General features: G+C 41.9%; 20 protein-coding genes, 2 tRNA genes and 1 pseudogene. 22 read left to right on the top strand and 1 reads right to left on the bottom strand.

Annotation, left to right across the window (positions count from 1 at the left end):
- The first annotated feature begins 53 nt into the window (after window positions 1-53).
- The 11 genes and pseudogenes from CS921_RS09975 to CS921_RS09925 all read left to right on the top strand — a co-directional run bounded on the left by CS921_RS09975 (window position 54) and on the right by CS921_RS09925 (window position 8,113).
- Entirely contained in the window at window positions 54-332 is a 279-nt protein-coding gene (locus CS921_RS09975) for a CopG family ribbon-helix-helix protein (protein WP_099223431.1), read from the top strand.
- Between the two features lie 4 nt (window positions 333-336).
- Window positions 337-681: a type II toxin-antitoxin system PemK/MazF family toxin gene (locus CS921_RS09970; RefSeq protein WP_099223429.1), complete on the top strand. Its 345-nt coding sequence runs from the start codon at window positions 337-339 to the stop codon at window positions 679-681.
- 276 nt (window positions 682-957) lie between these two features.
- Entirely contained in the window at window positions 958-1,794 is an 837-nt protein-coding gene (locus tag CS921_RS09965; RefSeq protein ID WP_099223427.1) for an RsbT co-antagonist protein RsbRA, read from the top strand.
- A gap of 5 nt (window positions 1,795-1,799) precedes the next feature.
- Window positions 1,800-2,156 (top strand): STAS domain-containing protein, encoded by a 357-nt coding sequence (locus CS921_RS09960; RefSeq protein ID WP_099223425.1) that lies wholly within the window; start codon window positions 1,800-1,802, stop codon window positions 2,154-2,156.
- Window positions 2,157-2,158: 2 nt separating this feature from the next.
- Complete coding sequence (locus CS921_RS09955) at window positions 2,159-2,569, top strand: anti-sigma regulatory factor (protein WP_099223423.1); 411 nt, start codon at window positions 2,159-2,161, stop codon at window positions 2,567-2,569.
- A gap of 15 nt (window positions 2,570-2,584) precedes the next feature.
- Window positions 2,585-3,586 carry a PP2C family protein-serine/threonine phosphatase gene (locus CS921_RS09950; protein ID WP_099223421.1) on the top strand — a complete coding sequence of 334 codons (1,002 nt, stop codon included), beginning with the start codon at window positions 2,585-2,587 and terminating at the stop codon, window positions 3,584-3,586.
- 68 nt (window positions 3,587-3,654) lie between these two features.
- A complete protein-coding gene (locus CS921_RS09945) occupies window positions 3,655-4,008 on the top strand; it encodes an STAS domain-containing protein (RefSeq protein ID WP_099223419.1) in 354 nt (117 codons plus the stop codon).
- Window positions 3,983-4,447, top strand: a complete 465-nt coding sequence (gene rsbW, locus CS921_RS09940; RefSeq protein ID WP_099223417.1) for an anti-sigma B factor RsbW — start codon at window positions 3,983-3,985, stop codon at window positions 4,445-4,447. Before CS921_RS09945 ends, rsbW begins: the two co-directional genes overlap by 26 nt.
- Window positions 4,425-5,207: an RNA polymerase sigma factor SigB gene (gene sigB / locus CS921_RS09935; protein ID WP_099223415.1), complete on the top strand. Its 783-nt coding sequence runs from the start codon at window positions 4,425-4,427 to the stop codon at window positions 5,205-5,207. The genes rsbW and sigB overlap by 23 nt, the downstream gene beginning before the upstream one ends.
- Window positions 5,207-5,818 carry a PP2C family serine/threonine-protein phosphatase gene (locus tag CS921_RS09930; protein ID WP_099223413.1) on the top strand — a complete coding sequence of 204 codons (612 nt, stop codon included), beginning with the start codon at window positions 5,207-5,209 and terminating at the stop codon, window positions 5,816-5,818. The genes sigB and CS921_RS09930 overlap by 1 nt, the downstream gene beginning before the upstream one ends.
- Window positions 5,819-5,982: 164 nt before the next feature.
- A pseudogene (locus tag CS921_RS09925) lies at window positions 5,983-8,113 on the top strand (Tex family protein).
- An 84-nt stretch (window positions 8,114-8,197) separates the two neighbouring features.
- Here the strand turns inward: CS921_RS09925 and CS921_RS09920 are convergent.
- Window positions 8,198-9,025 carry a hypothetical protein gene (locus CS921_RS09920; RefSeq protein ID WP_099223411.1) on the bottom strand — a complete coding sequence of 276 codons (828 nt, stop codon included), beginning with the start codon at window positions 9,023-9,025 and terminating at the stop codon, window positions 8,198-8,200.
- A 73-nt stretch (window positions 9,026-9,098) separates the two neighbouring features.
- On the opposite strand from CS921_RS09920, the gene CS921_RS09915 reads away from it, so the two are divergent.
- From CS921_RS09915 to CS921_RS09855, 11 genes are all read left to right on the top strand, one after another.
- Entirely contained in the window at window positions 9,099-9,563 is a 465-nt protein-coding gene (locus tag CS921_RS09915; protein ID WP_099223671.1) for a SprT family protein, read from the top strand.
- Window positions 9,564-9,633: 70 nt separating this feature from the next.
- A tRNA-Asn gene (locus tag CS921_RS09910) sits at window positions 9,634-9,706 on the top strand.
- A gap of 7 nt (window positions 9,707-9,713) precedes the next feature.
- Window positions 9,714-9,804 (top strand) — tRNA-Ser (locus CS921_RS09905).
- Between the two features lie 170 nt (window positions 9,805-9,974).
- Entirely contained in the window at window positions 9,975-10,631 is a 657-nt protein-coding gene (locus tag CS921_RS09900; protein ID WP_099223409.1) for a hypothetical protein, read from the top strand.
- A gap of 360 nt (window positions 10,632-10,991) precedes the next feature.
- The gene (gene der, locus CS921_RS09895; RefSeq protein ID WP_099223407.1) at window positions 10,992-12,302 is read left to right on the top strand and encodes a ribosome biogenesis GTPase Der; all 1,311 of its coding nucleotides are present in this window, start codon (window positions 10,992-10,994) and stop codon (window positions 12,300-12,302) included.
- Window positions 12,303-12,318: 16 nt separating this feature from the next.
- Window positions 12,319-13,335 carry an NAD(P)H-dependent glycerol-3-phosphate dehydrogenase gene (locus CS921_RS09890; RefSeq protein ID WP_099223405.1) on the top strand — a complete coding sequence of 339 codons (1,017 nt, stop codon included), beginning with the start codon at window positions 12,319-12,321 and terminating at the stop codon, window positions 13,333-13,335.
- Window positions 13,336-13,819: 484 nt separating this feature from the next.
- A complete protein-coding gene (locus CS921_RS09885; protein ID WP_099223403.1) occupies window positions 13,820-20,413 on the top strand; it encodes a DNRLRE domain-containing protein in 6,594 nt (2,197 codons plus the stop codon).
- Between the two features lie 6 nt (window positions 20,414-20,419).
- On the top strand, window positions 20,420-21,019 hold the full coding sequence (locus CS921_RS09880; protein ID WP_099223401.1) for a hypothetical protein: 600 nt from the start codon (window positions 20,420-20,422) through the stop codon (window positions 21,017-21,019).
- Window positions 21,020-21,350: 331 nt separating this feature from the next.
- Window positions 21,351-21,605 (top strand): hypothetical protein, encoded by a 255-nt coding sequence (locus tag CS921_RS15560; protein WP_162921739.1) that lies wholly within the window; start codon window positions 21,351-21,353, stop codon window positions 21,603-21,605.
- A gap of 1,446 nt (window positions 21,606-23,051) precedes the next feature.
- Window positions 23,052-23,636: a hypothetical protein gene (locus CS921_RS09860; RefSeq protein WP_099223393.1), complete on the top strand. Its 585-nt coding sequence runs from the start codon at window positions 23,052-23,054 to the stop codon at window positions 23,634-23,636.
- 8 nt (window positions 23,637-23,644) lie between these two features.
- The gene (locus CS921_RS09855) at window positions 23,645-24,244 is read left to right on the top strand and encodes a hypothetical protein (protein ID WP_099223390.1); all 600 of its coding nucleotides are present in this window, start codon (window positions 23,645-23,647) and stop codon (window positions 24,242-24,244) included.
- Window positions 24,245-24,559: the final 315 nt, after the last annotated feature.

Here is a 24,559-nt window from a genome sequence, read left to right as displayed (position 1 = left end):
AATGGTACGATAGAGTTATTAGAAACATGGATGCAGCTTTGGGGGTGTAAGACGTGTTAGAAAGAGATTCGAAACACGAGATCTCAGTAATTTTGACGGAAGAATTGATTCAAGAGCTCGACCTTGTCGTCGAAAAGGAAAAAGTGGGGCGAAGTGAAGTGATCAGAGAAGCGACACAATTATTCTTGAAGCAGAAGAAAGCACGTGAAATGCGCGACGAAATGAAGCGCGGCTATACGGAAATGGCAACCATTAATTTTGCCATCGCCTGTGAATGCACACATGTTGAAGCAGAAGCTGAAAATCGGAATATTGATATTTTAGGAGGTTAGGTCAGTGGTGAAGCGTGGGGATGTCTACTACGCGGATCTTTCCCCCGTGGTCGGAAGCGAGCAGGGGGGAATTAGACCAGTTCTCATCATTCAGAATGACATTGGCAATAGGTTCAGTCCAACAGTGATTGTAGCTGCCATCACGGCGAAAATTCAAAAGGCCAAGCTGCCCACACACGTTGAAGCCATGAAAAAAGACGGCTTTGACCGCGATTCTGTTATTTTACTTGAACAGATTCGTACGATTGATAAACAGCGCCTGACGGACAAAATCACTCATTTGGACGATGAGCTAATGGAAAAGGTAGATCGAGCGCTTGAAATCAGTCTTGGTGTAGTGGAATTTTGACCAGATCCAGTTAGCCGTAATTGAACCGAGCAGGAAAGTCCAGTTTGATGACAACGGGCAAAAGATTCGCAGGACAGATGAGTTTGATCGTTATTCTTTAAAACGGGTTTCAGGTGAGAATATTTACATAAGTAAGTCTAGTACACATAATCGCATGTCTGAGAAGCCTGACATAAGAAACGATTGCTTGGTTATTTGGCACGTTTTTTATGGCAGGTTTTTTTAAAAGTCGGATAACGTATTTGATCGTCAAAACAGAAAGGTTGGAAAAGTTGAATGTATAAAGATTTTGCAAACTTCATTCGTCTGAATAAGGAGAGTCTCCTTGAAGAGTGGATGGCAGAAATGAAAAAACAGACGGATCCGCAAATAATGCAGATTACTTCTGAGGTCATGTATGAAGAAACGAGCAAGGAGTTTATTGACTTGATCGTTGTAAGTGTCACAGAAGCAGGCAGCGCTTTTAATGAAAAGCTGGATGACTATGCGGAAAAGATTGTCCATTTAGGCTGGTCCATACATTTTGTAACCACAGGATTACGTGTTTTTGGTCTCTTGGTCTATAAAGCCATGCGAAATGAAGAGTTGTTTGTCAAACGAGCAGAAAATTTAGAAGACGATGCCTATTATCGCTTTGAAAGCTGGCTGTCTTCCATGTATAATCAAGTAGTAACAGCTTATGCTAATACATGGGAAAAAACGGTATCCATTCAAAAAATGGCTTTGCAGGAGCTTTCTGCCCCGCTGCTTCCAATTTTTGACAAAATTTCCGTTATGCCGTTGATCGGTACCATTGATACGGAACGCGCCAAGCTGATCATGGAAAATCTTTTGATCGGTGTCGTAAAAAATCGCTCGGAAGTTGTGCTGATTGATATTACAGGCGTGCCGGTCGTTGATACCATGGTGGCGCATCATATCATTCAAGCTTCAGAAGCCGTGAGACTGGTAGGCTGTCAGGCCATGCTTGTGGGCATTCGACCAGAAATTGCCCAAACGATTGTTGCTCTGGGGATTGAACTTGATCAGATCATTACAACGAATACATTAAAAAAAGGAGTAGAACGGGCACTTCTTTTGACAAACAGAAAGATAATAGAAAAAGAGGGGTGAGTGTAGTGGGAATTCCAATTTTAAAACTAGGTGAGTGCTTACTGATTTCCATTCAAAGCGAGCTGGACGACCATACTGCGGTTGAATTTCAGGAAGATCTACTCGCGAAAATCCATGAAACATCGGCACGAGGAGTGGTCATAGATATCACATCGATTGATTTTATCGATTCCTTCATTGCCAAAATTCTGGGAGATGTCGTCAACATGTCGAAGCTGATGGGCGCCAAAGTCGTTGTGACAGGCATTCAGCCGGCGGTGGCGATCACACTAATTGAGCTGGGGATTACCTTTGAGGGTGTTCTTTCTGCCATGGACCTTGAAAGTGGTCTGGACAAATTGAAACAGGAATTGGGGGAATAATTATGACATTCCAATCCTGTGTAAAAATCATTAATGAATGGGACATCGTGGCCGCACGCCAGCTTGGAAGAAAAATATCAAAAGAGATCGGTTTTGGAACCGTCGACCAAGCGCGAATCACGACAGCCATTAGCGAACTTGCACGGAATATCTTTCTCTATGCGGGAAATGGAGAAATTTGCATTCGCAAAGTAGCAGAAGGAACAAAAAATGGTCTGGAAATCATTGCCAAAGATCATGGACCAGGGATTATGGACATTCGCAAAGTGATGCAGGATGGTTATACGACCTCAGGCGGGCTTGGAGCAGGTCTTCCAGGAGTGAAGCGGCTGATGGACGATTTTGATATCGAATCAAAAACAGGTGGAGATGAAAAAGGCACGATTATCCGTGCAACCAAGTGGGTTCGGTAGGGGGAGCTAGACAGAATGGAAAACGGCTTTGAATCAAAATATCGCCAAATTTTATTAGACTATCTGAAACATCAGGACGAGGAAATTCTTTACAGCTGTGATAAATTGACCAAAGAAGCGCTGGAAGACATGATTCCGCCAGAAGAAATCGTGAATATGCACCGGGCGATTTTGGAAGAGTATGATCCTGAGATGGCCGATTATGTACGTCAGTCATTTGATGTGCTGCTTGAGACGATGGTGGGATATGGCCTTGCCTATCTGGAACACCTGAGTCTTCGCACCGAACAAAAGGCTTTGAAAAGTGAAATTGCCCAGGCGGAAACAATGCAGAAAACATTGATGAAATCCGATTTGCCAAAAAGGGAGCATTTGTCATTCGGCGTGGTAAGTGTTGCGGCCAGACAGATGAGCGGTGATTACTACAGCTTTACGGAAGAAGATTCGGCGATTGGTGTAGCGCTTGCCGATGTGATTGGTAAAGGTATTCCGGCAGCATTCAGCATCTCCATGATCAAATATGCGCTGGCCGGTCTGATCGGTGAAGAACGCGAACCGTCGAACGTACTGAAAACGTTAAATGAGATTGCGGAAGAAAATATCAATGATAATATGTTTATCACGATGTTTTATGGGCTCTATCATGAAGACACCCATATTTTTGAGTATGGGTCGGCTGGGCATGAAGTGGGCCTTTACTATCAAGCGGCAGAAGGCATATTTTCTGACTTATATGCACGAGGACTGCCGCTTGGTGTTGATAAAAATGCGCCCTATCGCCGTTTTGAGAAGCATGTCCAAAAAGAGGACATTATTTTTATCATGAGTGATGGGGTGACTGAATCTCGCACAGAAGGCGGTTTTATCGAACGGGATGAGCTAACGGCACTTTTTGCCAGATACTTATCGCTTGAGACACAAGAAATGGTCGAGGAGATCTATAATCAGCTGCTCAAAATGCAAAATTTTATCCTGCGTGATGATTTTACGCTGATTTGTATCAAAAGAACGGCCTAAATAAGTTTGAGGTTTTTATATTAGGGTAAATAGCTCTGGTATACCAAAATTGATGGGGTGAAAAACACATGAATATTCGAATTGTAATGAAGAAGGAAGAAAGCAGCTTTGCTGAAGCATTCGTGTCCGGTGAGATCGATGCCTACACTGCACCGAAATTAAAAGAAGCGCTTGAAAAGTATCAGGATCGTGAACACTATGAACTCCGAGTGGATCTGGCTGATGTCGGCTATATGGATTCTACTGGTCTTGGTGTATTTGTTGGACTTTATAAAAATTTGCGCGCAAAAGAAAGCGAGTTAATCTTGGTAAACCTGTCAGATCGGCTTTATCGCCTATTTGAAATTACTGGTTTAACCGATATCATCGAAATCAAAAATGTAGAGGGTGAAACAGATGGCAACAATGTACGACAAAATTGAACTGAAAATACCTGCAAGAGCTGAATACGTTGGGCTTGGCCGATTAACACTTTCCGGTATCGCCAGCAGTGCCGGTTTTTCCTACGAAGCGATTGAAGATTTAAAGATTGCCGTAAGCGAGGCGATTACGAATTCTGTCAAGCATGCATTTAAAGATCGTGAAGATGGTGAAGTGAAGGTTTCTTTTAACATTTACGAGGACCGGCTTGAGGTAGTGGTCACGGATCAGGGGGACAGCTTTGATCTGGAAGCAAGACGAAGCGAGATCGGCCCTTACGATGGAGACGAGGAACTTCGCATTGGCGGACTAGGATTATTTTTAATTGAAACATTGATGGATGACGTCAAACTTTATTATGACAAGGGAGTTTCTGTCGTCATGACCAAATATATCAATGAAAAGCAGGTGGAGGAGAATGCAGAAAGTGTCTCAACCTGACAAAACAGGAAAAGAACAAGTATACGAATGGATCGAAGCTTACCAGCAAACTGGCGATGATGCGGCCCAGCACGAACTTGTCATGCACTATAAAAATTTGGTCGAATCCATTGCCCGAAAGTACTCGCAAGGGAAAAGTTTTCATGAAGACCTGGTTCAAGTCGGCAATATCGGCCTATTAGGTGCGATCCGCCGCTATGATGCGACTTTCGGCAAAAGTTTTGAAGCATTCGCAGTTCCGACGATCGTTGGGGAAATCAAACGCTTCTTGCGAGATAAAACGTGGAGCGTACACGTGCCCAGAAGGATCAAAGAACTTGGCCCTAAAATCAAAAATGCGGTGGAAGAGTTAACACGTGAACTGCAAACCTCGCCGCAAATTAGTGATATTGCCAACTTTATCGGTGCTACAGAAGAGGAAATTTTGGAAGCAATGGAAATGGGCAAGAGCTATCAGGCGCTTTCCGTTGACCATTCGATCGAAGCGGACTCTGACGGAAGCACGATTACACTTTTAGATGTAGTCGGCAATGAAGATGACGGCTACGAACAGATTAATCAAAGGATGCTCCTTGAAAAAGTTTTGCCCGTACTGGATGAACGTGAACAGAAAATCCTGCAGTTTACCTTTATTGAAAATCGCAGTCAAAAAGAAACCGGCGAAATGCTGGGAATTTCCCAGATGCATGTTTCGCGGATTCAGCGGCAGGCGATTCGTAAACTTCGGGAAGCGCTGCAAAATGAGGATGTGGACGAATAATGCCGGATTTACGAGATCTTGCAGCTAACGTTGAACTATTCACTTTTCAAAGAGCAAAATCCTTACAGCAGTATTGTGGAGATATGTATTATTATCTCGAAAAAGATCACCAGTTTCTCTGCGTACTAGCAGATGGTCTGGGCAGTGGTCATGAGGCGCACAAATCGGCTTTGGCGGCCATTGAAGTCATTCGTTCAGCCCCAGAAGAAGATCTGCTGACCATGATGAACAGTGCCAATCAGGCGGTTGCTTCCTTACGTGGCGCGGCAATTGCCATCATTCGAGCGGATTTGGAGAAGGCAAGAATCACCTATAGCGGGATGGGCAACATTCGTTTTTTCCTGATCGGTCAAGATGGCAAACTAGTCTATCCGCTTTCGACCACCGGCTATCTGTCCGGTCGTAGGCAGCGCTTTTCTATTAAGAATTTTCACTATAAGCCGGGCACCAAGTTTTTGATGCATTCGGATGGACTCGTACTTGACCACGTTAAAAGCTATCTGGAATCACCGCTTTGTGTGGTAAAAACCGGTCATCAAATCGAGCAGACGATTCAGGCGATTCCAAGTGACGATGTAACTTTCTTGCTTGGAAAGTTCCCAAATATATAAATAAAAGAGGCCCATAAGTCGAGCGAGTCAAGCAAACATGTGACGACGACTTTTCAAAAGGCCTCTTTTTTGATGTGCGCTTGAAGGAATAAATATGATAAACTAGATAGGATAAGCGACGAGGAGGTCCAGCAAAAGTGGAAAAAGAACAAACTGAAAAAATCATGCAGATCATATATCGTGAACTGCCCTATGCCAAAAAACAAATCGATGCTGTTATTGCGCTGATGGAAGAAGGGAATACCGTTCCTTTTATCGCCCGTTACCGGAAAGAACGCACGGGGAGTCTAGATGAGGTAGCCATTCAGCAAATCGAGGACAGCTACCAATATGCAACAAAACTTGAAACACGTAAAGAAGAGATTCTGCGACTGATTGCCGAACAGGAAAAACTGACACCAGAGCTTGAGGCAGCCATACTGAAAGCAGATAAACATCAAACCTTGGAAGACCTTTATCGCCCGTACAAGCAGAAAAAACGGACCAAAGCAACCATCGCCAAGGAAAAAGGATTGGCTCCACTGGCGGAATGGCTGAAAACTTTTCCAAGCGGGTCACTGGAAGAAGAAGCAAGCAAATACCTTTCAGAGGAAAAAGGAGTCGACAGTGCTGCAGTAGCTCTCGACGGCGCCCATGAGATTCTTGCTGAAGAAATCAGTGATGAGCCTAAGTTCCGCGTCTGGATTCGTAATTTCACCCGCAAATTCGGGATGATCAAATCGGTTGTCAAAGATGAAACGAAAGACGAAAAGAAAGTCTATGAAATGTATTACGACTATATCGAACTAATCACAAAAGTGGCTCCCCATCGAACGCTCGCTTTTAACCGCGGTGAAAAAGAAGGCATCTTGCGCGTCAGCCTCCAAATAGACCCGACCAAAATTATGGCCTTCTTACAGGAGGCGCTTATAAAAGGCAGCGGCCCAGCAGTCGAGCGGATCACATTTGCCTATGAGGATGCCTATAAACGATTCATCGGCCCAGCGATCGAGCGGGAAATCCGTGCTGAGCTGACTGAAAAAGCAGAAGATCACGCCATCCAAATTTTTGCAGCCAATCTGCGCAAACTGCTCCTTCAGCCGCCCCTTAAAGGTAATGTAATGCTCGGAGTCGACCCGGCCTACCGCACTGGTTGCAAATTAGCCGTACTGGATCCAACCGGCAAAGTGCTGGAAATCGGCGTTATCTATCCGCACACATCGAAGCACCGCCGCCCAGAAGCAAAGACCAAGGTGGCCGAGCTGCTCCAAAAATATGCCATTACAGTCGTTGCGATTGGAAACGGCACAGCCAGCCGCGAAACGGAACAATTTATCGTGAGTACTTCAGGAGAGCGGCAGCACAGCTTCTTACTGTATCGTGAATGAGGCAGGTGCCAGCGTTTATTCCGCCAGTGAGATTGCCCGCGAGGAATTCCCTGACCTGCAAGTAGAAGAAAGAAGCGCCGTATCGATCGGCCGCCGTCTGCAGGATCCACTAGCCGAGCTGGTAAAAATCGATCCCAAATCCGTCGGTGTCGGTCAATATCAGCATGATGTCTCCCAGAAAAAGTTGAGCGAGGCACTGACCTTTGTCGTTGAAACAGCCGTGAACCAGGTGGGCGTCAATGTCAACACGGCATCCCCGGCTCTTTTGCAATATGTCGCAGGACTCAACAAAACGACCGCTCAAAATATCTTTAAATACCGCGAAGAAAATGGCCCGTTTCTTGCACGAACAGCGCTTAAAAAAGTGCCGCGCTTAGGTGCCAAATCTTATGAACAAAGTATCGGCTTTATTCGGATTTTGGAAGGGAAGAATCCGCTCGACAAGACGGCCATTCACCCGGAAAGCTATCCTGCGGCTGAAAAGGTCATCGAAGCAGCCGGCTTTACCTTAAAAGATATCGGCACAGCAGAACTTGCCGCAGCCCTAAAAGCACTCGATCAGGCACGGCTTGCGGGACCTTTGGAAGTTGGTGCAGAAACGCTGGCGGACATCATTGCTGACCTGGCTGCACCGGGCCGCGATTTGCGAGACGAGCTGCCAGCACCGCTTTTGAAAAAAGATGTGATTACGATGGAAGACCTGTCTGAGGGCATGGAGCTTCAAGGAACCGTGCGCAATGTGGTCGATTTTGGTGCCTTTGTCGATATTGGCGTGAAACAAGATGGGCTCGTCCATGTCTCCAAACTCAGCAATAAATTTGTGAAGAATCCGCTCGATATCGTTTCAGTCGGCGATGTTGTGACAGTTTGGGTAGAGGACGTCGATGTGAAGAAAAATCGGATCGCCTTGACCATGGTGAAAAAATAAGAAAAAGCCCGGCAAATGAAATGACTGAGTGGACTCCGAGTAGTTAGACCAAAAAATCTAACTACTCGGAGTCAGCTCAACCCATCATACTTGCGGGGCTTCTTTCTCCTGATGAAATTGTGCGGACAGTTCCCGAACGCAAAAAAGCTTCGGTCCGATTTCACGTGCCTGCCAGTAACAATACTTGGCTTCTTCCAACTGACCTGATTGGAAAAGTAGTCGAGCCTTTTCGGCATAGCATTCAGCCCGTACACGCGGTACTTGGCCCAATTTTCCTTTTAAATGGGCATCTAACGCATGAAGATAGTGTGCTTCTTCACCGTGGCTCTTTAAAATCAATAAATTCATTGTTTCACCAGAGCGCTGAACTTTTTTCGCTTCGACCTGTTTTAAATAATTGTAGCGTTTCTCCGCCTGCTTTTGAATGGAAGGATCATCCAGTGCAAGCCCGCATCGCATTTCCAGTACTAAATAATGCATTCTCGGAAAAAACGCAAGTGACTGATAATCAATCTCCGAAAGTTGCTGACAGGTTTTTTCTGGTTCACCACAATAAAAGAATCCTTTGGCGATCTGGATTTTAAAGAACTGTTTGGCGGACTTTTTCGGTAGAAGTGTTACAAGCTTTTGAAAGAGCTCAATATAGGCTTCCGGCTCGCACTTTACATCTAAAACTTGGTAAAATTTTTGCGACCAAACCTGAATGGACTTGCGGTAAATCCAAATGACTAAAATGATGCCGATTTCGATGCCAAACATCAGATCAAAGCTCATGAAACCTAGCAAAAAAAGGATGATGCAGACAATTAAAAGAATGAGTAATGCTATACGCATGATGAGATGCTTTTTTCGCTTTTTCCGATACGTCTCAAAAAGCTGCTGCACATACGCATGGGGGTCATACTGTTCCAAAAGACGTCACCTCAAATGTAGTTTTATCAAATTTTATTGTAGCATAGGAAACTCGCTAATGAAAGGAGCCACCATGAACGAAACAGATTTGCAAGCACTTGTCGAACAAATATCCAGCGACTTTTTCGCGAAACCATTTTGCCATCAAGCTCGCTTTAATCCTCGTCTTCGCACAACTGGCGGACGCTACCTGTTAAAAAGCCATGACATCGAAATCAATCCCAAATATTTGGAAGCGCGTGGGGAAGATTACCTGGTAGGCATTATTAAGCATGAACTTTGCCACTATCATCTTCATTTGGAAAAGAAGGGCTATCAGCATCGCGACCAGGATTTTCGCCGCCTAATGAAGAAGGTAGGGGCACCACGATTTTGTCAGCCGCTTGATACAGCAGTTAAGGTGCAAGTCTATCAATGTACTTCCTGCCAAACAGAAATCATCCGCCGGCGCCGATTTCAAGAAAGCCGCTATAAGTGCGGAAGGTGTGGCGGCAAGATTCGCTATCTCGGGCCACGCACGCAAACAGTCGACAGCTGAGCATTTAATTTTCACTTGCAATATAATGAAAAAATCCATATAATGGAAACAGTGACTGACTTTTGATTTTTCCACAGTAGCTCAGTTGGTAGAGCAATCGGCTGTTAACCGATCGGTCGCAGGTTCGAGTCCTGCCTGTGGAGCTTATTTGGAGAAGTACTCAAGTGGCTGAAGAGGCGCCCCTGCTAAGGGTGTAGGTCGCTCGCGCGGCGCGAGGGTTCAAATCCCTCCTTCTCCGCCAGATAAAATTTCCCTGTAGACAAGTATTTGTTTGCAGTTTTTTTATTTTATACTTCTATCACAAGTAGATTACAAACTTATTGACTGCGCCTGAAATGATTTTCCAGATTATTCACTATCGCTAGTGGGGAATTTTAAAAAAATTAAGATTTATCATATTTGGAGGTCACAATGAAAAAAATGACAGCTGCTGAAAAAAATAAAATTATGAAAGATTGGTTATCAAATTTCTCTGGATATGAAAAATACAAGCCGTTACATTTAATAAAGCGAAATGGTCCTATACTAACAGGCATATACCTTCAACCAGTTATGAGAGGTGAAATGTACTGTCCTATTTTTCATACACACTCATTGTTAGTTCCTTCAGATGGAGTATTATCTTTATGTTGTGCATCTTCTTTGTTAAATAAAAAGGGTGCAAGGGAAGCGATTAGCCCTCTAAGACATGAGGCACAATTAAACGAAATTATTGAAGCATTCGTCATACAGGAACCGCTAAGCACTAAGCGAGAAATTGATTTTTATAATCTGAATGAATTTTATTTGGCGTTTATAAGAAAGACCAAGCAGCCTTTCATGGATGCGATGTATGGAATGGTACTGACGGCCTATTATTTTAATAAACTCGATTTATTTGAGAAAAATATATTATTTTGTAAAAATATCATTTCATCGTGGCCAGCAGATGTGCAGGCGAGTGTTGGGGGAGACGAATGGGAACATAAAATAAGAACGATGGCGGACCATGAAAAGTTAAAAAAAACATTTGAAAATGAACTTTACTCGTTAGGTCTGGAAAAAATGTACGATTTTTGTATTTACTAGACTGCAAGAGCTTGTTCTTTAAAAGCGATTTATTTTGTCGTATTTTCAGTCAAACAGACATCTTGCTAACACTTCCTTATACTGCGGCCTCTCTTTTAGATAAGGAAGGATAGGGTGAAACTTAGTTATGCATGATAAGTAATGAAGATTTGCGCACAATTTTAGACTTGTTCCACCTCTTCTGCCAGTTGCTTTTAAACGGGGTTCATGGTAAGGTTAAAGTTGGAAACAAGCTTTCTGTAAACCATGTGTTTACGGTTTTTTTATGTGGATAAAGAAGAAACTGACAGTTGCTGATAAATTTTTTTATTGATAAACTAAAGAAAGTTTGAAAAAGCGATAAGCAAAGAAGGTGAAGAAATGGTAAAACCTGTTGTTGCGATTGTAGGAAGACCAAATGTCGGGAAGTCGACCATTTTTAATCGCATTGTCGGCGAACGAGTATCGATTGTCGAAGATGAGCCGGGCGTGACACGTGACCGGATTTACAATACAGCAGAATGGCTGGGGAAAGAATTTAATATTATTGATACTGGCGGAATTGATCTTGGTGATGAACCGTTTTTAGCACAGATTCGTGCACAAGCGGAAATTGCGATTGATGAAGCCGATGTGATTATTTTGATTGCAAGCGGTCGAGAAGGTGTGACTGATGCCGATGAACAAGTAGCGAAAATCCTTTACCGCTCGAATAAGCCGGTCGTACTGGCCGTCAATAAAGTCGACAATCCGGAAATGCGCGATCAGATTTATGATTTTTATGCACTCGGTTTTGGCGAACCGTTTCCAATCTCCGGCTCACACGGCTTGGGATTAGGGGATTTACTCGATGAAGTAATCAAGCATTTTCCAGCAGAGGACGAAACGGAATATGATGAAGATGTCATCAAATTTAGCCTGATCGGTCGACCGAATGTTGGGAAATCATCGATCATCAATGCACTCCTAGGTGAGGAACGCGTAATCGTTTCAAATGTAGCTGGGACAACGCGTGATGCCATTGATACAAGCTATACTTTTGAAGATCAAGATTATGTCATGATCGATACAGCCGGCATGCGTAAGCGCGGCAAAGTTTATGAGAATACAGAAAAATACAGTGTTTTGCGGGCGATGCGAGCGATTGAACGTTCCGATGTCGTCTTGGTGGTTTTAAATGCCGAAGAAGGAATTCGCGAGCAAGACAAAAAAATTGCCGGCTACGCACATGAAGCAGGACGGGCCATTATTATCGTGGTCAATAAATGGGATGCGATTGAAAAAGACGAAAAAACCATGAATAAATTTATGGAAGATATTCGTGAACACTTCCTGTTCATGTCCTATGCCCCAATTGTCTTCGTTTCAGCCCTTACGAAAAAACGTTTGACGAACTTATTCCCAGTCATCAATCAAGTGAGTGAAAACCATGCACTGCGCGTACAAAGCAGCATGCTGAATGATGTGATTGCGGATGCTGTGGCGATGAATCCAGCACCGATGGAAAAAGGCAAACGCTTGAAGATCTTCTATACGACACAAGTAGCCATCAAGCCGCCTGCGTTTGTTGTTTTTGTCAATGAGCCGGAACTGATGCACTTTTCATACGAGCGCTTTTTAGAAAACCGCATTCGCGAAGCCTTCCCGTTTGAAGGTACGCCGATTCGTGTCATTCCGCGCCGCCGTAAATAAAAGCGTGAAGGAGAGCATGATGATGAAAAAAATTGCAGTACTTGGAGCAGGAAGCTGGGGAACCGGCCTTGCCATGGTATTAGCCGACAATGGTTTTTCTCCCATCATTTGGGGGAATAAACAAGCCGTAGTTGATGAAATTAATGAAAAACATACCAATGCCCATTATTTGCCTGATCGCCTCTTGCCAGAAGCTATCAGTGCGACCTTATCACTCGAGCAAGCTTTGCAGGAAACAGAAGTGGTCGTCGTGGCAGTTCCAACCAATGCCATGCGGGAAGTAGCTAAGCAATTGAATCAGGTGCTTACTGCCCCGCAAATTATCGTCCATGTCAGCAAAGGAATCGAGCCGGATACCAATTTGCGGATGAGTGAAGTTCTTGCCGAAGAAATCGCTCCTGAAAAACGAACTGGGATTGTCGTATTATCTGGACCGAGTCATGCGGAAGAAGTGGCCTTGCGCCATCCAACGACGCTTTGTGCCAGCAGTACCGATATGACACTTGCTAAAAAAGTACAGGACATTTTTATTAACAACTATCTGCGTATTTATACAAATGAAGATGTCATCGGAGCAGAGATTGGCGGAGCCCTTAAAAACATTATCGCACTGGGCGCCGGCATTTCGGATGGTCTCGGGTACGGTGACAACGCCAAAGCAGCCCTTATGACGCGTGGTATGGCAGAAATTACCCGACTGGGAGCAGCGGCGGGTGCTGATCCACAAACGTTTTACGGACTGACAGGTATCGGTGACTTGATTGTCACCTGTACGAGTGTGCATTCACGGAACTGGCGAGCTGGCAACATGCTGGGCAAAGGCCAAAAATTGAATGAAGTTCTCGACAACATGGGCATGGTCGTCGAAGGTGTTCGAACAGCCAAAGCCGTCCAGCAGTGGTCGGAAAAGCTTCAGATCGATATGCCGATTTCAACAGCCATTTATGAAGTACTATTTGCCGATAAAGACCCGCGTGAAGCAGTTGACGGACTAATGGGTCGCGAGAAGAAAGAAGAAAAAGAGAATTTTTAAGCACTGAAAGATCGTCTAGCGGCGGTCTTTTTTTGTGTTTTTGATTCTATTCATTAGCCAAGAAAGAGAATACTGATCAGAATATTGTTCGATTTGTGCTTTGGATAAATTTAACTATCTATAAATAGCTTTTCAATGGGATTTTGGATTAGTTTTTGGAAAATTTTGTAATTATCCTATTGTATCATCGTATTCATTCTGTTATATTAAAATTAAATCTACGGGAAAGGAGAGTCTCTATTAGAAAATAATCAATCAAAATAACTGTTTTATCGCATTAAAAGTAAGATTTTTTAGAAAATTTGATGTTTTTGATAAAAAGTCGATTTGTAAACACAGACACGGATTATGAACAACCTAGAATAAACAAAAAGTCTGCCTTCAAGCCACGAGACACGGAAATAGGAAGAATTTCACGCCCCATGACAAACGAAAAGGAGACAGATATGAAAAAAAAAAGGGATTTCTAACACTGATAGCCAGTATGCTCATTCTATCACTCATACCGGCATATCAACCAACTGCAGAAGAAGCACAGCCAACACGGGATACGATTGAAAAACGTCAAAAAGAAAGTCAACAAGCACCAACAGAAATGACAGAGGAACGTCAAGAGCAAGAAATTGTGTATGATAATCATGATGGTACATTTACCAAGCAAATTTTTACCGACCCTGTACATATGGAGGAAGATGGAAAATGGGTGCCCATAGACCCGACGCTTGAAGAAGATTCAGAAACAGATACCATTCATACAAAGCAAACCAACATGCCTGTAGATTTCCTGTCTCAAATGGAAAATGGTGTCTATCAGGAAATCAAGGAATCAGAAAAAGAAGTCCGGATGGCTTTTAAAGGGGCCAAGCATGGAGATGAAGAAGTGGCGGCAACGGATGTCGCTGCTAGTTTTGAAGAGAATCTTTTAACTTATCCTGAGGTTTTACCCAAAATTGATTTGCGGCAGCGCACGTTTAACCGCTCAATTAAAGAAGATTTAGTTTTACAGGAGAAAAATTCATTTGACACCTATCTTTTTGAACTGGAAACGAAACTTAAAGTAACCCTTGAAGAAGACGGCTCAATCACGCTGAAAGATTCACAAGGGGAGACTCATTATACACTTCCAAAGCCAATGATGGCAGACGCCTTCGTTGACGAAAAATCAGGCGAAGCACACACGTCCGATCAGGTTTATTTTGAACTGGAACCGCTGACTAAAACCGTTTATCAGATCCGCTTAAAAGTTGATCAAGAGTGGCTGCAAGCTGATGAACGCGTCTATCCAGTTTCGATAGATCCTTCGATTCGCCTAGATGATATTTACAATGCCAATGTCAACAGCCCCCAACCAAATAATAATTATATCGGCAGCAAACTGTGGGACGAAGGGCAGCAGGCTTATACACTGAAAGTCGGGCAGTATGACGCGTCGACAGGGAACAATTTTGCCTATCTGAAATTGGATACTTCCACGCTGAATAAAGCGACTATTGAAAAAGCTGAGCTGAAAGTATTCAATAAATGGCATGCTTACACGAATACCTCAAATGTCATGTATGTGGATGAGGTGAAAAGCAGCTGGTCCCCTTGGCAAGTCACATGGAACAAACGGCCGGCTGAGCAAAATATCGCCCAAACCAATGTGGGACGCGGTAGCTGGGCGACCTTTAATGTAAAAGATACCGTTCAAGCTTGGGCGAATGGGACGCGGCAGAATTATGGCTTTAAACTGGCCACAAAAGCGCAGCAGGATCACTGGAAGAAAATCATTGCCAGCGAAAATAACAGCCAAATTCCCTATTTGGAAGTGACCTACAGCTATCCGCGACCAGAAAAGCCGACCATTCAAACAACTTCAAATGGCGAAGGTACAGGAACTGGCAATCTGGCATTCAGTTGGAAAGCCGTTCCAGGTGCGACCAGCTATACACTTGTCCTCGCAAACGGCCATTATGACCAAGAAATCAATGTCGGCAACGTTACCTCCTACTCCACAAAAGGGAAAAAACTTTACCCGACTGCTGAGCAATTAGCGCAAGGTGAATTTGAATTCCGGGAAGATGGAAAAGGAACCGATTTTGCGATTGATCCAAGACCTCTTTATGAAAATAGCCATGAAGAAGGCAGTCGTTTCAGTCTAAAAGGACAGACGAAATATGTCGCCTATATCAAAGCCAATTATAATGGCGGAGAAAGTCCACGCTCCGAACAGCTTCAGGCTTATATGCCGATTGAAAAACCAACAGCCCCGACTGCAAAAGCTTATAGCAATCTAGCTGGAAAAAATACAGGATACGTCCATTTGAACTGGGCGAAAAGTCCACTTGCTGATGGCTACAAAGTGCTTGTTTTTAACGGAAAAAGCTATGAAGAATTCGATGTGGGAGACAAAACGGAATGGAGCACGCAGGGAAAAGGAATCTGGCCTACATCCGCTGAAATCACGGAAGGAAAATACGCCCTGCATCACGATGGAACGGGTGCTGAGCTGGCTGCTGATCCGTCAACCGTTTATAAAAACGCAGGCACCACCTATCAAAATAACAAAAATTACTGGTTCCGCATCATTGCCTATCAAAAAGTCGGGAAGCACGCAGCAAGCGGACAATCAGAAGCAGTAAAACCGACGATTCCAGACCCTAATAGCGAGCAACTCGGCATGGTGGACTACTGGACGAGTGTGCCAGTCCGCGGCGGAGAAGTCAATGCGACAAATGGCAACTTTCTTTTTTACGAGGAAGATTTTGCTTTAGGAGGCCGTGGCCCAAGTTTGACCGTCAAGCGGACATTCAACAGTCTGGACAAAACGACAGGACTGTTTGGAAAAGGCTGGACAAGCACTCTGGAAGATCGACTTGAAGAAGAGACAAATGGGGACATTCTGTGGATTGAAGCGGATCACAAACAGCATCGTTTCAAAAAAGAACAGGATAAATATGTCGCCCCGCCCGGCATCTATGCAGAAATTACCAAAACAGCGGATGGCTTTTTGAAAATAGAAGAGGATAAATCCGAGACCCGTTACCGAGCAGATGGGCGTATTCTTTCCGAAAAAGATACGAGCGGCAACGAACTCAGCTATACCTATCAAAATAATCAGTTAACCAAGATCACAGATGCTTCAGGCCGCGTGTTAGCCATTGAATACGAAAACGACCGAATCAAAAAAATTACAGGTCCAGAAAACAGAACCGTTCAATACCAATATGATGAAAATGGTCACCTGACAGAATCCACGACGCCAACAGGCAAGCCTTATCGCTATGGCTATACAGATGACCAGCTGACGGCCATTTATGATCCAAAGCATACAGAAGAGAAACCTTACCAGACAACTTACAGCTACACAGAGGGCAAGCTTACACAAATCACTGATCCAGTTGGCAAAAAGACCAAGCTGGCCTATGATGCAGATAAGCAGCAGGTTACTTTAACCAATGAACGCGGAAAAGATACGATTTATCAATACAGTGATGCGGGAAATCCGTCTAAGAAAATAGAAGATGCCACAGGGCTTAAGCTAACGACTTCCTACACCTATCAATCCAATAATTTGACCAAAGAAGTGACACCTAAGGGACAGGAAGAAACTTACAAATACGACGCAGAAGGCAATATTATTGAAGCGACCGATGCCTATGGAACAGAAAGCTATACCTACAATGAAAATAATGATCTAACGAAAGCAACCGATGTAGAAGGAAAAACAACCACCGTTGCCTATGATGGGGCCGACGCGGTATCTGCCACGTTGAAAACAGAAGGACCGCTATCCTCGGTGGCGCAATATGATTCATACGGAAATGTCATTCGAGGCAGTCAAGAGCTAGCTGCAAGTGAGAATCTGCTGCAAAATGGCGGCTTTGAAGATCAGCTGACAGGTTGGAGAATGTCACAATTTAACAGCAACAGTAAAGGCAGCATCAGCCATGACGCGACAACTTCGACAACAGGTGCTTTGGGCGGAAAAGGCTCCATTAAAATCGAAGGGGAAGCCTTAACCACCGGCAAAGCCTACACAGCGGCCATTCAAGACGTTGATGTAGAGCCTGAAACCACCTATACAGTCAGTGCCTATATCAAAGCAGAAAATGTCAAAAAAGCGGATGGCATGTTTACGATTCGTCTCCTGCAGGCTGATGGCAAAGATGTCACAGATGGAACGGTATGGAAAGATAATCGAGCGACCTCCCAACAAACAAATAGCAACTGGACCAAACGGCAATTCACCTTTAAAACAACGAAACAAACCAGAAAAGTACGTCTTTACCTTGATAACGAACAGGTAGCAGGAGGAAAAGGGAAAGCAACATTGTGGTTCGATCAGGTACAGCTGGAAAAAGGCAGCCGAGCGTCACAATTCAATCCAGTTTCAAACAGCAGCTTCGAGCAGCAGAATACCACTACTGCAACGAATTGGGGACGTACTGGAAATTCAGGAACTGCGGATGCACGAATTGTCAACTCGAACAGTTATGAGGGAGACAGTGCTGTTTTTGAGCAACGAACAGCCACTCATGATCCCAATACGTACTTTGGTCAAAATATCCCGTTGAATCAAAAAGAGGCGCAATCTGTGACGGTCAGCGCCATGTCCAAAGCAGAAAATGTGAAGCTCCATGCGGAAGAAAAATTTTCCGTTGATTATTCTCTCTGGGTGGATATCCATTATTCGGACGGGACGAAAGAATACGCACAGGCAAAATTCCCGCAAGGCACGAAGGACTGGAACCGTAGCGCTGTTGTTATCACACCGAAAAAGCCGATTCAGATGCTGCGCGTCGTTCCTATGTTTCGAAATGGCATGACAGGGAAAGTTTGGTTCGACAATGTGCGCATCATGGAAGGCGAAGTGCTCACCAAGCAGGACTACGATCAAGATGGTAATTATGTAACCGCCCAGTATGATGAAGTCGGTCGCAAAACCAGCCAAACGTTTGATGCGTATGGCAATGTCCTTTCAGAAACCGATGAAAAGGGCCAAACTAAACAAATGGCTTACAATTTGGACAATCAATTGACGGAAACAGCGATGGCAAATGGTACCAAAGTCAACTATGCCTATGACGATAATGGCAACGCGACCAGCAAAGATACGACAGCAGATGGACGCACACAAACCAATACGTATCAATATGACGTGGATAATAAAATCACCTCATTCACCGATGCACTTGGTCGGACGATTCGCTATGAATACGACGCATCCGGCAATGAAACCAAAGTCCAGATGCCAAATGGTCGCATCACAGAAAACACCTACGACTCAGCTGACCGGGTTAGCGGGGTCAAATGGAACGGCCATGATGCCTTCAAATTCCAATACGATCCAAATGGCAACCAAACGAAAGTGACTGACCTAATTAATAATCATGTCACCGATAAAACGTATGATGAAGCAGATCGAATCACGAAAGTCGCAGGTCGAGGCGGCTCCATCAACTACACCTACAAAGACAAGCCAACCAAAGAAAGCAAAGGCAAGACGGACAAAGTCGGCGAAGTGATCGTCAGCCACGGGGCGCACCAGCAAACCATTAGCTATGGCTACAATGATATCGATCAAAATACGACCGTCAAGGATGGCGATAAAACAGCCTATTTTCAATACGATGAATTTGGCAATATTGGTCTTTACACAGCGGGAAATAAAACCGCTACAGGCTACAGCTATGACAGCACCCAAAAAGTGACCCGTATGTCCATTGGGCGTCCAGACGGCGACTTAATTTTGGAAGAAAGCTACACTTACGATGCGAACAGCAACCGCACGAGCATCGACAATAAGCAACAAGGGAAAACCAGCTACGAATATGACGCCATCAACCAATTGAGCAAAGAGACTCTGCCAAATGGTATCACCAAGACATACGTCTATGATGGTTTTGGCAATCGCACGCAAGTAAAAGTTAGCGGATCCGAGACAAAAACAGATACGGCAAGCTATAATGAAGGCAACCAGTTAGTCAAGTGGAACGGTCAAACCATCACGTATGACGCAAACGGCAACCGGACAAAAGATGGCAAGTACACGTATACATGGGATTCAGCAGATCGGCTTACCGCCATCATGAAAAACGGTGCCGCGCAACCATTTGCAACCTACACATATGATGATGACAACCGTCGACTTTCCAAAACGGTCAATGGCGAGACGATCCATTATCATTATGACGGTGACAGTATTGACGTGCTGTATGAAACTGATGATGCAGGAAAAGTGCTGCGTCAATACATTTACGCCGATAATGGCGCCCGACTGGCAATGAAGATGAACGGTCAGACGTTGACGTATCATTATAATGGACATGGCGATGTAATTGCGTTAACGAATGCGTCAGGTGATATAGTGGCGGAGTACCAATATGACGCGTGGGGAAATGTCTTAAAAAGTGAGACGAAAACGGCGGAAGCAAAATCGAATCCATATGGTTATGCCGGTTATATGTATGACGCAGAAATCCAGCAGTACTACTTGATGGCGCGCTATTATGTGCCGGAGCAAGGCGTATTTACCGCATACGACCCAGATCCAGGCGATGAAGACGATCCAATTTCAATGAATGGCTATATTTATGTTGGGAATAATCCAACAATGGGCTTTGATCCAGATGGGCATTTTGCGATAGTAGCACCAGCAATTCCATGGCTTTACTCAGCAGGAGTTGCAGCTGCCCCCGCGATTGGTTATGGCATTGGCACGGCAGGAAAATGGGCTTGGAAGAAAACTAGACAATCTAGAAATGCCTATGGAACGATTTGGAAATATCGTAAACCAATAGCTAGAGCTGGCTATAATCTTGTTAAAGGGAAGAAAAGAGTAAAAACAAAAAATATTACAAAGAAGAAGAGTATTCCAAATTATAAACTCAATACCACTCGTCGCCAATTTGAAAAAAGACTGAGACGTGGGGGATGGAAACAGTATAATGTAGGAGGAGGGGTTAAAAATTTTACGAGAAATGGTAGGAAGATAACAACAAGATCAAAATCAAATCAGGGCAATCCAACAGCCGACTATTACACACGTGGATCGAAACGTATAAAAGCAAAATTTAGATTTAAAAAAAGGAAGTAACTAATTATGAAAAACTTAGAACTAAACTATACGGAAGTTGCTACATTTTCTCCATTGTTAGCACAAGTGTTTGATTTAAAAAATAAGGTACCGCAGCAGGTGTTTCATGCGAAGTTTGAGAAGTTTTATCTCTATGATATGGATGTTTTCTATGATTTTCTTGGTTGGGATTGGATATTAAATTTATGCAAAGCTAACGATAATAATTTTCTGTATTTTACAAGCCAGTTACGTGAGGGAAGCAAGGATATCTATGGCTATGTAAAATTACCGACATTGCTTTCAGCTAGTCAAATAGTTAGCCAACTGGATTCTTTAGAGATGAAATATGGCAATACAAATGAAGGTTATTTTCTGACTTTTAATGAAGCATGTTTATTTCCAGAAAGCTTTAATTGGGGTGCATATTTTGTCAATGAATTCAATTTTGTAATTATTGGTGTATCAGATACTTTAAAAAAAGAAAAATCATTTTTAGAACTTCAAGCAATGACATGGCCTGACTTTGTTAAGCATTTTAACAATTGGTCTGCGTGGACGGAAATCAATAATAAAAAATTTTTAGAAGTATTTTATCAAAGCTACATTCAGAAAAATAGAGATTAGTTGCTCTTTGATAATTGTACTTCCATATGTGGAATGCACCCCACCAGTATCACAATAACTAACGACAAATTACAACCACTATTTTGAAAATGATCAATGACAAAGTAACTTTCAGTGAGAGTAGTCAATCAACAAGGATTTAAATGGTCTAATCATATTTAAATCCTTGTTGGTCAATGAAGAGAACATATATTTTAATTCTGAAGTCTATAGTTTTCTTTTAACTAGTTGGTGTGTAGTAGGAAAGATTATTGCTAAGGAAAATGTCCATTGGAAAAATATTTTTAACATTAATCTGTCTAAAGATGATAATACCCAGAGTTATTGCACGTTGTTGGATTTAAATTCGGCTTTTTTTACAGACAATCTTGATGTATTATTGAAATTTGATTCGGACACTCATTTAGCCATTATAGGTCTGACAGATATGAGTATATATCACAAAACATATCAAGAAGTTGAGCAATATAGAATTAATAAAGATGCTATTATTTCTTATTTTGAGCAAAAAGATGCGCCATGTAAAGATGAATTAAAGGATTTTTCGGAAACCTACTTAGTAAATTATTACTCTGTAAGCTTCTAAAAGATTTAATAATCATGCGAAAAAAGACCACGAGAAAAATCATTTTAGTTAGGGGAAAAGCTGTCACTTACAAATGCAAATGGAATTCGACAAAAGCCAAACTATTTCGAAGTTCAAATGCGATTAAAAGAAGGAGATAGGTAAAAAGAGTAGATCTGAGGAATATAAATAGCGTCACCCTCAGATCTACTTTAGTATGTTAATCAAAAAGGAGGAAGTATTTTTTGATAACGTTTATATGTGATATTTTGATATGTTTTATAACATTAGGTATATCATTCATGCCAGCGCAAGATGAGAAGGCCTTGAAAAGGGCGACAAATATAGTGAAAAATATTTCTGCATTCTGCGGTTTAGCAGGAATATTAATTGTAGGAACCGGTATATATATCGGAGGAACTATTGAGATGCACGGATACATATACGTAGTACTTTTAATACAGAGCATTATCTTCGGTATTTTGATTTTAATCGGTGTATATATGCGTAAAAAAGGTTATTCATTATTTTTGCATATTATTACGATCATATTGACCATCATCGCTCTATCAATTTATATCTATTATGTGATAGCAAGCTTTCTATATTATTAAAGGATTTGACACTAAAAGGAGAATTTATTCAGAGGAAAGGGATTATACAATGTGGAACCAAATGACAAATAAAACTGAAACAGAAGATTTTTTTCAAAGGGTTAATTACTTTCATAATTAAGGAATTAACTTCTCGATCACGAAGTCGGTGTACTATTTTGGTATGCTGGCTGATTTATGGTATCAGGAATTTATTTAATATCATATGAGGAGAAATAAAAGTGTATTTTTTACTGGATTTGATCATCAATATCATTGTATTTATTAATTGCTTGCTTATTATGTCAACAACCATTTCTGAAAAGACACTAGTTAACAAAATAATTAATGGGATTTGCATTTCAGGAATGTCGATTTTTGGAATCGGAATATTTGTATCAGATCCAATGGGTATGTATGGTTATGTTTTCATAACTTTTCTTATTGTTGTATGTATTGCACTCTTAAGTGGATTTTTCATGATTATAGTAAAAAAAATAGGTGAATCTATATGGATAGATAGTTTGAAATTAGTATTGAGTATTATAAATTTATGCGTATATTTGACTTATATTATTCTTACTTTTGTTGTTTAGTATATAATTTAAAGCTTAAGAGTTTTGAATGTTTCTGATGTAATTATGAATCCGTTCAATTTTATCAGAATAGTTTACTTTAAAAAAATGAAATTCATCAGTTACCATTAGGAAACGTAAAGAAGTTTGGCTGATTTCTAAACGATGAAGTAATAAAGCGTATTTTGAAACTAATTGGCCATACAATAGAATCGTACGAATAAACACTATGAGTGAAGGATAAAACAAAAGATTATTTTATAATATAGAATCCTCTTTGGTAAATAATATTAATTTACATGCCAGAACAAGGCGTATTTACCGCATACGACCCAGATCCAGGCGATGAAGACGATCCAATTTCAATGAATGGCTATATTTATGTTGGGAATAATCCAACAATGGGCTTTGATCCAGATGGGCATTTTGCGATAGTAGCACCAGCAATTCCATGGCTTTACTCAGCAGGAGTTGCAGCTGCCCCCGCGATTGGTTATGGCATTGGCACGGCAGGAAAATGGGCTTGGAAGAAAACTAGACAATCTAGAAATGCCTATGGAACGATTTGGAAATATCGTAAACCAATAGCTAGAGCTGGCTATAATCTTGTTAAAGGGAAGAAAAGAGTAAAAACAAAAAATATTACAAAGAAGAAGAGCATTCCAAATTATAAACTCAATACCACTCGTCGCCAATTTGAGCAAAGGCTGAGAAGGGGAGGATGGAAACAGAAAAAAATTGCTCCTGGTATAAAACAATTTTCAAACAAAGGGAGAAAAATTGTTACTCGCTCTAAATCTAGGCAAGGAAATCCCTCAGCTGATTTTTATAATAAAGCTGGAAAAAAAACTAAAAAATTTAGGTTTTATAAACATCGGAGGTGAGAATTTTTATGAGAAATCAAATAGTGACGTATGAACTACCATGTTCTGAGCTTAAATCTCGTTATTCACAAGTGTTTAACTTTTTATCAGTTCCACCTGAACAAACTTTTTCATCAGCTATAGACGAATTTTTTATTTATGACATATCACATTTTGAGGAACAAAAAGGATGGGATTTCCTTTTTGATTTATGCTTAAAAAATAATTCATCTGAACTGGTAGCTTTTTCAACCCAATTTGAAGAAAATAAAGAGGCGAATATCCCAATTATTGAAATCCCTGCAATTTTAAGGACTGAACAATTTGATTTATGGTTTTCAGATGTATATTGGGCTGAAAATAGTTTTAGTGATATAAAAATTTCTTTATTGACAGTTTTTAATGGGGGCCAAATTACGTCTACCTCCATTAACTGGGGGATATATTTCAATCAAGAATATGATTATGCGCTTTTAGGTGTTCAAAAAGAAGTAAATTTGCCGGAAAGTTTCTATGTATTACCACAGCTTTCTTATGAAGAGTTTAAAAATGATTTTTTTGTTTCTGGTTCAAAAAAGGAAGAAGCTATCTTTTTAGAGAAATTTAAGCATAATTATACCAAAGTATGATTCGGATACATGGAATCGGGTGGTGCTGACTGACAAGACAGCGTCTGTTTAGTTAAAATACTAGGCGAAAATCGATGGACAGACATTCTGAACTTGTTACTTAGTAGAATAAATTTTATTACGTATATTATTTATGCAATCCTGACTTTTGTTATTTACTAGGCAATTCGATATCATTGCCATGTTTTAGCGGAGCCATAGAATTAACAAAACAAGTATTCTACGTAAATATCTGTCAATATTTTATTTTTAAAATGGCATTTTCATAGAAACTATTGGTTGGAATTTCATTTTTCAGCTTGCGTCAAAAAATCA

The sequence above is a fragment of the Listeria costaricensis genome (genome assembly GCF_900183385.1).
Lineage (GTDB): Bacteria > Bacillota > Bacilli > Lactobacillales > Listeriaceae > Listeria > Listeria costaricensis.
This window is presented reverse-complemented; position numbering and strand designations above follow the sequence as displayed.

Excerpts from the sequence above, each read along its gene's own strand:
- CS921_RS09965 (WP_099223427.1), top strand. The coding sequence starts at position 958 with ATGTATAAAGATTTTGCAAACTTCATTCGTCTGAATAAGGAGAGTCTC.
- CS921_RS09955 (WP_099223423.1), top strand. The coding sequence starts at position 2,159 with ATGACATTCCAATCCTGTGTAAAAATCATTAATGAATGGGACATCGTG.
- CS921_RS09950 (WP_099223421.1), top strand. The coding sequence starts at position 2,585 with ATGGAAAACGGCTTTGAATCAAAATATCGCCAAATTTTATTAGACTAT.
- CS921_RS09945 (WP_099223419.1), top strand. The coding sequence starts at position 3,655 with ATGAATATTCGAATTGTAATGAAGAAGGAAGAAAGCAGCTTTGCTGAA.
- rsbW (WP_099223417.1), top strand. The coding sequence starts at position 3,983 with ATGGCAACAATGTACGACAAAATTGAACTGAAAATACCTGCAAGAGCT.
- sigB (WP_099223415.1), top strand. The coding sequence starts at position 4,425 with ATGCAGAAAGTGTCTCAACCTGACAAAACAGGAAAAGAACAAGTATAC.
- CS921_RS09930 (WP_099223413.1), top strand. The coding sequence starts at position 5,207 with ATGCCGGATTTACGAGATCTTGCAGCTAACGTTGAACTATTCACTTTT.
- CS921_RS09915 (WP_099223671.1), top strand. The coding sequence starts at position 9,099 with ATGAACGAAACAGATTTGCAAGCACTTGTCGAACAAATATCCAGCGAC.
- CS921_RS09900 (WP_099223409.1), top strand. The coding sequence starts at position 9,975 with ATGAAAAAAATGACAGCTGCTGAAAAAAATAAAATTATGAAAGATTGG.
- der (WP_099223407.1), top strand. The coding sequence starts at position 10,992 with ATGGTAAAACCTGTTGTTGCGATTGTAGGAAGACCAAATGTCGGGAAG.
- CS921_RS09890 (WP_099223405.1), top strand. The coding sequence starts at position 12,319 with ATGATGATGAAAAAAATTGCAGTACTTGGAGCAGGAAGCTGGGGAACC.
- CS921_RS09885 (WP_099223403.1), top strand. The coding sequence starts at position 13,820 with ATGCTCATTCTATCACTCATACCGGCATATCAACCAACTGCAGAAGAA.
- CS921_RS09880 (WP_099223401.1), top strand. The coding sequence starts at position 20,420 with ATGAAAAACTTAGAACTAAACTATACGGAAGTTGCTACATTTTCTCCA.
- CS921_RS09860 (WP_099223393.1), top strand. The coding sequence starts at position 23,052 with ATGCCAGAACAAGGCGTATTTACCGCATACGACCCAGATCCAGGCGAT.
- CS921_RS09855 (WP_099223390.1), top strand. The coding sequence starts at position 23,645 with ATGAGAAATCAAATAGTGACGTATGAACTACCATGTTCTGAGCTTAAA.